This window comes from Hymenobacter coccineus (assembly GCF_001816125.1).
GTDB lineage: Bacteria > Bacteroidota > Bacteroidia > Cytophagales > Hymenobacteraceae > Hymenobacter > Hymenobacter coccineus.
Genome location: NZ_MDZA01000100.1, coordinates 1 through 8383, shown reverse-complemented (window position 1 = coordinate 8383; position 8383 = coordinate 1). Strand labels below are relative to the sequence as shown.

Genomic DNA, 8383 nt, shown 5'->3' with positions numbered 1-8383 from the left:
GTGCACCGGCCGGCGGCAGCGCTGCCCGCGGCGGCCGCTGGGGCCCTGGCACTGGCCGTGGCCGCCCGCCGCGTGCGCGGCACGCAGTAGCGGGCGGGAGTTGGGGGCCCCAGGTTGGTTTATGACTAACAAGGCCAGGAATCGGGGTCGTCGCCATTCGCGCAGTTCACCCAAACTGCTTCGAATTTTTGGCCGTGCCAGGAGTAGCTTCGCGCCACTATTTTCCCATTCATTTCCGGTCATTCCTACCGTTCTATCCCCTATTGCCCTTGCTTTATATGACGACTTTTACCGCTCTATTCTTTCCTCGTCTTGCCTTTTCCGGGGCCCTGGCCCTGGCGGCGCTCAGCGGCCGGGCCCAGGCTCCCGACGCGGTGCGCCGCTGGCAGCACCTCGACCTGAAAACCGACGGCGTGCCGGGCATCAGCTCCGACCGGGCCTACCGGGAACTACTGGCCAACCGCAAACCCACGCCGGTGCTCGTGGCCGTGCTTGATTCGGGCATCGACTCGACCCACGCGGACCTGAAACCCGTGTTGTGGCGCAAGCCTGGCGAAGTGGTGGGCAACGGCCTCGACGATGACCACAACGGCTACGTGGACGATGTGCGCGGCTGGAACTTCCTGGGCGGCAAAGACGGGCAGAACATTGCCGTGGAAACCCTGGAGCAAACGCGCATTTACGCCCAGTACCGCCCGCAGTTTGAGGGCAAAAAGCGCAAGGCGCTGGCCCCCGCTGACCAAGCCAAGTTTGACGTATACGAGCGGGCCAAAACGTCGTACGAGCGGGACTTGGCCAAGGAAAACAAGGAGCTTACTTTTTTGAGCGGGGCCCTGGCCAGCAACACCGCCTCATTCGGCCGGATGAAGCAGGCCCTAAACCTGTCCGTGCTCGACACGGCGACGCTGTGGCAGGCGGCCCGCTCCCGGCCCGACATGCCAAGCGCGGCATCGTTGTACAAATTTTTGACCATCAATCATTTTGGCAGCTCCGACGAGGCCCTGAAAGCCCTTGGCGAAGCCGTGGCGCACTCCCGCAACCGGGTGGAGAAAAGCCTCAACCCGGCCTACAACCCGCGCCCCCTCGTGGGCGACGACCCAGCCAACCTCAGCGAAACCGGCTACGGCAACCCCGATTCGCAGGGGCCCGACGCCACCCACGGCACCCACTGCGCCGGCATCATCGCGGGGGTGCGCGGCAACGGGCTCGGGGCCGATGGCGTGGCCAGCGCGGTGCACATCATGATCGTGCGCTCCACGCCCAGCGGCGACGAACGCGACAAGGACGTGGCCAACGCCATTCGCTACGCGGTAGACAACGGGGCCCAAATTATTAGCATGAGCTTCGGCAAAGACTACTCGCTCGACAAGGCCGTGGTGGACGCGGCCATGCAGTACGCCGACCAAAAGGGCGTGCTGCTGGTGCACGCCGCGGGCAACAGCGCCGTCGACACCGACACGGGGACGAATTTTCCCTCGGCCCGCTACCTCAACGGGCAGGACATTCCGAACCAGATTACGGTGGGGGCCAGCAGCCGCCTCAATACCCCAGCGCTGGCCGCCGAATTTTCCAACTACGGCCGGCAAACGGTGGACGTATTTGCACCGGGCGTTGACATTTACTCTTCTACCCCCGGCAATACCTACGCCACGTTCAGCGGCACCAGCATGGCCGCGCCGGTGGTGGCGGGCGTAGCGGCGGTGCTCAAGTCGTACTACCCGAAGCTCACCCCGGCCCAGCTCAAGCAAATTATCGTGCAGTCGGCGGTGCCTTACCACACGCTGGTGAACAAGCCCGGCACCAAAAAGCTCGTGGATTTTGCCACGCTCTCGAAGTCCGGCGGCATCGTGAACTTGTACGAGGCCATGAAGCTGGCCGACCAGCAAATGGCGGCGAAGTAGGGCCCCGGCACCGCCCGCAGCGGGCCGGCGCCGGCAGTTGCGCCCGTTCGGGGGGGTGTCCCCGGGCTGGCCCGCTGCTGCCGGGCCCCGGGGGCCCTAGCTGGCTTTGCGCCTGGGCCGCAGGGTGAGGTAGTCGAGGTAATACAATACCTTGATGGACACGTTGTTATTGTGCGGCGTGTTAGCGGTGTTGGCCAGGTTGTCGAAGTAGAGCGGGGTGGCCTCGTTGCCGAGCAGGTACGACGAAGTGGCGTCCTTCCACACCAGGCTGACCTGCGAGCCGGGGGCAAACCACCAGACAAGGGCCGCGTCCACGTTGAAGGCGCTGAAGCTGTTGTCGTGGTTGCGGGCGTATTCGGGCAGGGCTTCCTCGGTGCCGCCGGGGCGCAGGCGCGCGAAGCTCTGGTAGCGCACGGCGCTCACGTAGTGCCGCAGGCGGATGGTGAACGAGAGGCGGTTGGTGAAGGTGTAGTTGGTCGTCAGCGTGTTGGTGAACGTGGACACGCGGCGGCCGCCCAGCAGCACGTCGGAGCCGAAGGCAGCCAGCAGCGGCTGGTCGAGCGGGTTGCCGGCGTCCAGCCCATCGTTCACGTAGCCGATCTGGTTCACCTTCAGGTTGTAATCAAACGTGTAGCGGAAGTTCAGCTTGTCGCTCACGCGGTAGCGCGGGCTGAGCGTGAGGCCGTAGCTGAAGCGGCGCGGGCGCGCCAGGCGCTCGTCGAGGGCGAAGTAGCGCCCACCCAGGTTCACGTCGTAGGCCAGCTTCTTGCGGCCGTCCGACGACACGAACGCGCCCAAGTTGGCGCTGGTGGGCACCAGCACGTAGTAGGCCCCCAGCGGGGCGGTGCGCGGCTCGTAGTAGTCGTGCTTGGCCAGGTCGAGGTTCAGGTTGAAGCCCGTGGTAATGAAGCTCTTGGTGAAGGTGGTGTTGGCGCTGCCGTACAGGCCGGCGTCCTGATAAAGCGCGGGCCGGAACAGCAGCGACTGGTAGGCCCCCAGCGAGGTGTAGAGGTTGTTGACCTTCCAGAATGGCTGGTACTTGTTGTAGCTCACCGTGGCCGTCTGCGTGATGTTGTTGTTGCCGAACAGGATGCCCAAGTCGTTGGGGTTGTAGGTGTCCGACTCGATGCCGTGGTCCACGTTCCAGGTCCAGTTGCCCGAAATCTTGCCGTAGTTCAGGTAGTACTTGTAGCCGTTGCGGTCGCTCACGGGGGCGTCCGAGTTTAGGCCGGTGCCGCGCCGCTGCGAGTAGTTCACCTGGCCCTTGAAGGCGTACTGGTTCGACTTGTCCACGAAGCGGAACAGGCCGGCCGTCACGTTGGCGTCGTAGGCCTGGCCGGCGCGCGTCACGTTGGTGTTGATGAGCGAGACGTAGGAATTGTGGGGCAGGCTTTGGTCGAGCACCACGATGTTGTAGTTGGTGAGCGGCTGGGTGAGCACCTCGCGCCGCGCGCCGCCCACCGAGTCCTCCACCGTGGCGTAGCTGGCCGCCGACACGGCGTTGAACACGCCGATGCCCAGCCCCTTGCTGGTGCGCCCCGATACTTTGGTGGCGTTAATCAGCCGCGTCACGCCCGGGTTTTGGTACACGAATTCGCCCTTTTGCAGCTGCCCGCCCACGTCGTCGAAGCCCAGCGGCTGGCCCCCACGCGCCGCGAATAGAACAGGCCGCCCTTGTTGAACAGCTCCGTGCCCTCGGTGAAAAAGGCCCGGTTTTCCTGGTACTGCACCTCAAAGGGCGAGAGGTTTAGCACCTGGTTATCACTGATTACCTGGCCGAAATCGGGCACCAGCGTGGCGTCGAGGGTGAAGCTCTCGTTGATGCCCCACTTCACATCGGCCCCGCCGTTAAAGCTGGTGCTATAGTTGCGTTTGCCCTGCTCGTTGTAGGGGTAGTGGTTCACGTAGCTGCTCACGTAGGGCGTGAGGGAGAGGCGCAGCGGCGGGTGCAGGTTTTCGAGCGTCGTCAGCTCGCCCCACTGGTTCACAAAGCCGTCCGTCGCGGGGTCAATCGGGTTCCAGGTGGTCTGCTGGTTGGCCGCCTTGCGCTGCCGGAAAAACTCCACGCCCCAGGTTTGCACCGGAGCCTGGGCGAAGCGGATGGCCGAGTACGGAATGCGCATCTCCACGGCCCAGCCCTTGCCGTCGGGCAGCGGGGCCACGCGGCTTTCCCACACGGCATTCCAGGCGCCGTCTTCGCCGTTGGCGGGCGACAGGCGCTCGTCCACCTGCACGCCGGTGCTCAGCACGAAGAAGCCGTACCCGTTGAGGTGGTCGCGGTAGGGGTCGATGAATACGGCAAAAAAATCGGTGTTGGCAATGTCGTCGCGCTGCGTTAGCTCGTGCCGGATACTGTCGGGGCTGGCCTCTACCATCTTGGCCCCCACGTACATGGCCGCGTCGTCGTAGAGCACGCGCACCTCGGTGGGCTGGCCCTCGCGCCGCCCGGGGTGGGGCCGAAATTCGATGAACTGCCCGGCCACCGGGGCCCCTGCCCAAGCCGCGTCGTCGAGCAGGCCGTCGAGCTTGATGGGGGCCGCCGTGCGGTGGGCGGCTAGCTGGCGGCGCACCACCGGCGCGGCGGCCACGGGGGGCTTGGCCGCGCTTTTTTGGGCCACGGCCAGGGGGCCCGCGCTCAGCAAAAGGGCGCAGGCAAGCAGGCGCGGCAGCCAGCGCAGGGCCAAAGAGGAGAACATGAAAGTTGGGTGGGGAGAGGTTTCGGTGGGGCAGAGACGCCGGGAAAAGCCGGCCGTTGTCTGGGCAACAGATTATTTTTGGGGCCCCCGGGCCCCGCTCCGGTCAAGGCTCCGCCCGGCCACCGCCTGGGCGGCAACGCGCGGCCGGGCCGCATAAGGATACCCAGAAGCGTTATTGCTTGCGGAAGAACACGTCGCCGCTCACCGACTCGATTTGCACCAGCGGGCCGCCGCTACCCAAGGTGCCCTTCAGGGTGTAGCCGATCAGCGAGTGCGCCCGGCGGTTGCTGAAGGCCACGGCCGGGTCGGCGTACACCTCGCCCGTTACCGAGCGCAGGCTGAGGTCGGCGCCCTCAGCGGCGGGCCAGCTCACGTCTACGTCGCCGCTCACCGAGGCCACGTCGGTAGCGGCGCCGTTTTCAGTGGTCAGCTTCACGTTGCCGCTCACCGTTTTCACGTTCACGGCGCGGGGGCCCCGGTGCGTCACCTTGGCATCGCCGCTGATGGTGCGGGCCGTCACGGCGCCGCTCAGGTTGGCAAACTGCAGGTCGCCGCTCACCGTTTTGGCCGTGATTTCGCCCGTTAAATCCTGCAAGTCCAAGTCGCCCGTGATGGTGGACAGGCGCAGGGCCGTGCCCGCGGGCAGCGTCACCTCGTAGTCGATTTGCAGGCAGTAGCGGTAGCCCTTGCCCCCGTCGCCGTTGTTCCAGTTGTAGGTACTGCCGCTGTTGTCGTTGTCGCCGCCGTTGCCGCTGCCGTTGCACTCGCCCGAGAACTGGAATTTGCGCAGCAGCGCCTCGTCCAGCGTTTCCACCACGCTCACCTCCGCGGCCGCCTGCTCCAGCTTGAGACTCACGGCGTCGTTGCGCTCGTTGTTGTTCACCACCACCGTGGCCTTTACCGTCAGCTCCGCCCCGCCCGGCCGCACCCGGATGCGGTGGGCGTGCTTGAGGTCGAGGAACACGCCCTGCCCGCCACTCAAGGCCGCTGTTTGGGTGATGATGCGCTGGGCCAGGGCCGGGGCCAGGCTGCCGAGCAGCAAGGCGGCGGCAAGTAGAAAGCGGTTCATGGGCGAAGGGTTTAGGGAGGGAGAAATGACCAGATGTGGGAAGAATGTGCGTACTTTTTACTGGCTAAGGGGCCCTGTTGACCGCGCTTGGAGCACTCAGCGCAGGGCTTCGTTAACGCAGTGCGCCCAGCTTTTGGAGGTGCTGCGTAGCGTTTTCGTTCTTTGGGTTCAGGGCCAGGGAATGGCGGTAATTCTCGATGGCCACCTGCTGGGCCCCCGTACTTTCGTAGGTTTCCGCCAAGCTGTCGTAAACGTTCCAGCTTTGGGGGAACAAGCTGACGTTCAGCTTAAAAAGGGCCAGAGCTGGCTCGGACTGGCCCCGCCGGAGCACCCGGTAGGCCCAGGTGTTCACGTAGTCTTCCGTCAGGTGCAGCTCGGGGTGCTGCTGCTGCACGGCCCCAAATACCGCGGGGGCATCTTGGTAGCCGTTGGCCAGCAGGGCCTTTTGCAGGGCTCGCAAACCGGGTGGCACGCCGTACAGGGCCGCCACCAGCTGCTCGGCCACGGCCTGGAGGCTGCCCTGCGTGCCCGCGTCCGACTCGTTGGCGAGGAGCACCACGCCAAACTGCCGGTCGGGGTACAATTCGCAGTAGCTGGCGTGGCCAAAAGTGCCGCCCGATTGCTGGAGCTTGCGCTGGCTGTCCACCGTTTTCTCCAGGTTCCAGTTGAAACCGATGGCCTCCACGTTCAGGCTGCCCCAGGCCGGCCGGTGCGCCAGCACCACGGCGGGGTCCTGCTCGGCCAGCTGGTGGCGCAGGTACCGCACCATGTCGGCGGTGCTGTAGCGCAGCGCGCTGGCCGTTGCCGTAGGACTATCCAGGAAAGGCATTGGGTGTCCCTTTTCGTTGTACCCCACCGCCCGGGGCCCTGCGCCAGCCGCGCCGGCCAAGTGCAGCGGCTGGTCGATGTAGCGGGCCAGCAGCTGGGCGTACGAAGCCCGGTACACCCCTTCCAGGATGTAGACCAGTAGCTGTGCCGCCACGTTGGAATGGCGCGGCAGCAGGCCCGGCACGGTGTCCAGCCGGGCGTGGTGCAGGTCGGCAAAGAAATCTTGCTTGGTGTAAGTGCGCAGCTTCTCCACTATTTGCGCCACGGCCGAGTCGGCATCGGCGGGCCGGTGGGCCAGGCTTTCGGGCAAGTTGTCGGGCAGCCGGGAGGTCGTATTGACTAAATGCACCAGCTTGATGGGTTGGTTTTGGTAGGCCAAGTTGGGGTAGGGCCCCGGCAGGTACTTTCGAATGTCGTCGTCCAGGCGCACGCGCTTCTCCAGCACGGCGTGGGCCAGCAGCAGGCCGGCGAACGTCTTGCTGATGGAGCCGATTTCGTACACCGTATGCGGCGTTGGCAGCTGGTGCTTACCGCTTTCGATGCTGCCGAAATTGTAGAAATATGCTTGGCCGTGGTCGATGATGCCGATGGACAGGCCGACCCGCGCGGGCTGCCGGATGAATGCGTTTCCCAGCCGTGGCACGATCGTATCCAGCCGCGCCCCGATGGCGGCGGGCCGCGCGGGCCGCACCTGGCCCACCGCGTTCCCCGGCGATAGTCCGAGTAGCCAGCCCAAGATGAATAAACGAAGCGCAATCATGCCAATGCTGGGTTACTAATTACTTGGCTTTGCGGACGAAGATGTCGCCGCTCACCGTTTTCAGGCTGAGGGTGGTGCCGCCGCCGTTGGTGCGGCCGTCCACGGTGCTGGTGCCGCCCACGTGGCGCAGGCCGCTGGGGCCGCCCAGGCTCAGGTCGAAATCGGTGTAGATTTCGCCCGACACCGACCGCATCGAGAGCGTGGTTTTGGCGCTGGACGGCAGGGTCACGTCCACGTCGCCGCTCACCGTCGACACGGCACTGGGCTCGTCGGGCGTGGTGCTGAACACCACCTTAATGTCGCCGCTGATGGTGTTGGCCACCACGGGGCCCCCAATGTTCAGCAGCCGGATATCGCCCGATTTCAGGCTCACCTCCACCCGGCCCGCGATGTCGCGCACCGTCAGGTCGTCGGAGCCGCCCCAGGCGGCTTGCGAAAACACCACGTCGGTGCGGCGGGGCAGGCGCACGGTGTAGTGGCCGTCGCTGCGCGAGGTGCGCGTCACGCGCAGGGTGTTATCGCCGGCCGGCGTCACGGCCAAGCCCATGCGGGTGTTGTCTTCGCCCCCGCCGCTGTACACCGCACGCAGGCCGTTGGATAATACTGGCGGAGCGGTGTAGCCGCCGCTGCCGCGCACCACCAGCTCGTCGCCGTCGTAGCCTTCCACCGTCACGTCGCTGCCGTGCATGTCGAGCACCACTTTGCGGTTTTGGGCGCTAGCAAATTTGGCGCGGAACTCCTGGGCCCGCAGGCCGGTGGGGGCCCCCAGCAGCGCCAGCAGCAGGAGCGGCGCGGCCACCCAGGGGCCCCAGCGCGTGGCCGGTGCGGCCGGTGCAGTGGCCTCTAGTTTGACGGTATTCATCTGGAAATCAATCATTTTATTGCGTATTTATCAATTGTTAGTTAGATAAGTTGCCCGATGCCGGCCTCGGCCTGCTGGCGCACGGCGCGCAGCACTTCCGGCTGCTGGCTGAGCTGTTCGAGCTGGGGCACGGCGCGCTTTTCGCGCAGCGCCACGAGGGTTTCAATCTCAATTTCGTCTTCCCTTTCCTGGGGCTGATGACCCGCGATGCCAAGCGTCAGATGATCATTCTCAAGATTGTATGTATTGCAATCTTAGCTGGCCATT

General features: G+C 65.2%; 6 protein-coding genes and 1 pseudogene. 2 read left to right on the top strand and 5 right to left on the bottom strand.

The window, feature by feature from the left end; genetic code table 11:
• The first annotated feature begins 278 nt into the window (after nucleotides 1–278).
• Nucleotides 279–1901 carry a S8 family serine peptidase gene (locus BEN49_RS07515; protein ID WP_083325881.1) on the top strand — a complete coding sequence of 541 codons (1623 nt, stop codon included), beginning with the start codon at nucleotides 279–281 and terminating at the stop codon, nucleotides 1899–1901.
• A 96-nt stretch (nucleotides 1902–1997) separates the two neighbouring features.
• On the opposite strand, the gene BEN49_RS31175 is transcribed toward BEN49_RS07515, so the two are convergent.
• The 5 genes from BEN49_RS31175 to BEN49_RS07490 form a co-directional block, all read right to left on the bottom strand.
• Nucleotides 1998–3521 (bottom strand): DUF5916 domain-containing protein, encoded by a 1524-nt coding sequence (locus tag BEN49_RS31175; protein WP_070742432.1) that lies wholly within the window; start codon nucleotides 3519–3521, stop codon nucleotides 1998–2000.
• Complete coding sequence (locus BEN49_RS31170; protein ID WP_125916609.1) at nucleotides 3470–4597, bottom strand: carbohydrate binding family 9 domain-containing protein; 1128 nt, start codon at nucleotides 4595–4597, stop codon at nucleotides 3470–3472. The genes BEN49_RS31175 and BEN49_RS31170 overlap by 52 nt, the downstream gene beginning before the upstream one ends.
• 172 nt (nucleotides 4598–4769) lie before the next feature.
• Nucleotides 4770–5666, bottom strand: coding sequence for a DUF4097 family beta strand repeat-containing protein (locus BEN49_RS07500; RefSeq protein WP_070742430.1), 897 nt, complete (start codon nucleotides 5664–5666; stop codon nucleotides 4770–4772).
• Nucleotides 5667–5778: 112 nt separating this feature from the next.
• Nucleotides 5779–7254, bottom strand: a complete 1476-nt coding sequence (locus BEN49_RS07495; protein ID WP_070742429.1) for a serine hydrolase domain-containing protein — start codon at nucleotides 7252–7254, stop codon at nucleotides 5779–5781.
• A 19-nt stretch (nucleotides 7255–7273) separates the two neighbouring features.
• Complete coding sequence (locus BEN49_RS07490) at nucleotides 7274–8116, bottom strand: DUF4097 family beta strand repeat-containing protein (protein WP_158022787.1); 843 nt, start codon at nucleotides 8114–8116, stop codon at nucleotides 7274–7276.
• A 50-nt stretch (nucleotides 8117–8166) separates the two neighbouring features.
• On the opposite strand from BEN49_RS07490, the pseudogene BEN49_RS28825 reads away from it, so the two are divergent.
• Nucleotides 8167–8383 (top strand): annotated as a pseudogene (locus tag BEN49_RS28825) (hypothetical protein); the annotation flags it as partial.

What these genes read in the sequence shown, in the direction of transcription:
- BEN49_RS31170 (WP_125916609.1), bottom strand. Translation starts at nt 4,597, where the DNA reads ATGTTCTCCTCTTTGGCCCTGCGCTGGCTGCCGCGCCTGCTTGCCTGC.
- BEN49_RS07515 (WP_083325881.1), top strand. Translation starts at nt 279, where the DNA reads ATGACGACTTTTACCGCTCTATTCTTTCCTCGTCTTGCCTTTTCCGGG.
- BEN49_RS07490 (WP_158022787.1), bottom strand. Translation starts at nt 8,116, where the DNA reads ATGAATACCGTCAAACTAGAGGCCACTGCACCGGCCGCACCGGCCACG.
- BEN49_RS07495 (WP_070742429.1), bottom strand. Translation starts at nt 7,254, where the DNA reads ATGATTGCGCTTCGTTTATTCATCTTGGGCTGGCTACTCGGACTATCG.
- BEN49_RS07500 (WP_070742430.1), bottom strand. Translation starts at nt 5,666, where the DNA reads ATGAACCGCTTTCTACTTGCCGCCGCCTTGCTGCTCGGCAGCCTGGCC.